The 2014-nt window shown below is 36.4% G+C and carries 1 protein-coding gene; it reads right to left on the reverse strand.

The window, feature by feature from the left end; all coding sequences use genetic code 11:
* Positions 1 to 2014, reverse strand: a 2014-nt coding sequence (gene leuS / locus QZU83_RS10710; protein WP_295611970.1) for a leucine--tRNA ligase, incomplete at both ends; no start/stop codon positions are given.

The raw sequence follows: 2014 nt of genomic DNA on the forward strand, positions 1-2014 counted from the left end.
AAACCATTCAAGTCTTCTTTTTGTTCCTAAAACTTCTTTTTCTCTCCAGTCAAAGTCTTGCCATGGTTCAGCAGAAGCCATTAAGAATAATCTTACTACATCTGCGGTGTAATCTTTGATAGCATCTTTAAGTAAAATAACATTACCTTTTGATGAAGACATTTTGTTTCCTTCCAAAAGGCCCATTCCAAATACTACGGTTCCTTTTGGCCATTTGTCTTTTGGATAAATTGCACTGTGGTGGAACATAAGGAAACTTAAGTGGTTTCCTACTAAATCTTTTGCAGATAATCTCCAGTCAAGAGGATACCAATAGTTAAATTCATCCTGGATTTCTTTAACCTTTTCTGCAGGCACTGTAATGTCTCCGGAATCCTTATCTAAAAGTACCTTATCGAAGAATGCTCTGTTCAAGTCATCAGGATTCATGTCTCTTAGGTATTTTGCAATTGAATAGTAGGACATGTAAATGGTGGAATCGGTTAAAGGTTCGATTAACCATTGATTGTCCCATGGAAGTCTTGTTCCAAGTCCTACTTTTCTAGAACAGGCCCAATCATCTAGCCAGTTGAGATAATATTCAAAGTTATTTTTGATTTCATGAGGGATGATTGTTTCTCCTTCAAGGACTTCTAAAGTCTTTTCGGTCCATTCTTCATTTCCATATTTCATGAACCATTGGTCATCCATGATTTTAACAACACAGTTGTTTCCGCATCTGCATACAACAGGCCTTTCAGCAAAATCATACATGATTGTAGCCATGTTGTCGTTGATTAATTTCTCTTTTAATTCTTCACGAGCGAATCGAACTTTCATTCCACCAAAATCAGGAATGGATTCGATTATTCTTCCTTTGCTGTGTTGCTGTTTGTATAATTCATTTGTTGCTTCGTGTAATTTTTCATCGTTCTGGTCTGTAATTCCAAGCCTTTCAATAATGTCTGCAGCAGGAATTTCTCCATATCCCTTAAGGGTACATACTGGAATTGGCTCTACATTTTCAATAATTCCGCTTAAATCATATTTGGCTATTAATTCATCATTGTTTTTCAAATCTTGGAGCGCGATATAATCTGCCGGTGCATCAGCAGGTTCTGAAAATACAACACCGCTTCCGTATGATGCACTTACAAAACTGGCAGGGAATATTGGTAACTCATCTCCAGTAAATGGATTTGTTGCCATTTTACCAATTAAATCATTAGGATTAATTTCTGAAATGATTTCTAAATCTTTGATTTGATTTAATAAGTTGTAGTGAGCTTCCTTTGTTATAACCCAATTTTCACCATTTGCATTGGCTAAAACATATTCCACATCAGGATTTAACCATATGTTGGTAGCACCGACAATTGTTTCTGGTCTGAGTGTTGCTGTAACTAAAATTTTATCTCCTATCGGGAATTTTAATAGAGTGAGTTCATTAACTCCTACACCTTCTCCTTCAAGCAGGTCGTGGTCTCCAACAGGGTTGTCACAGTTTGGACAGTATTTTACAGGGTGTTCTCCTTTTGCAACTAATCCTTTTTCGTATAATGTGGTTATTTGCCATTCTATGAATTTTTTATAGGTTGGATCAATTGTTCTGAATTCTCTTCTCCAGTCAATTGAATAACCCATTTCCTCCATTACTTCATGATACTCTGTTGAGAAGTATTTTACAATAAATTCAGGGTCTTCTAATTCTGGCAAAGTTTCTTTTGGAACACCGTGAACTCTTTCATATAAATCAAGTGTCCAAGGGTCTTTTCTTTTAATCCTGTCAGCTATTCCAATAACTGGTGCACCTGTAACGTGCCATGCCATTGGGAATAATACGTTATAGCCTTCCATTCTTTTAAATCTTGCATAAACATCAGGTACGGTGTAAGTACGACCGTGACCAATATGCATTGCACCACTTGGGTATGGGAAAGCTACTGTAAGGAATAATTTTTCTCTTTCATCAGGGTTAGATTCAAATAGCTTTGCATCTGCCCATTTTTTCTGCCATTTCTTTTCAATATTTTCG

Source organism: uncultured Methanobrevibacter sp. (genome assembly GCF_902771435.1).
Taxonomy (GTDB): Archaea; Methanobacteriota; Methanobacteria; order Methanobacteriales; family Methanobacteriaceae; genus Methanocatella.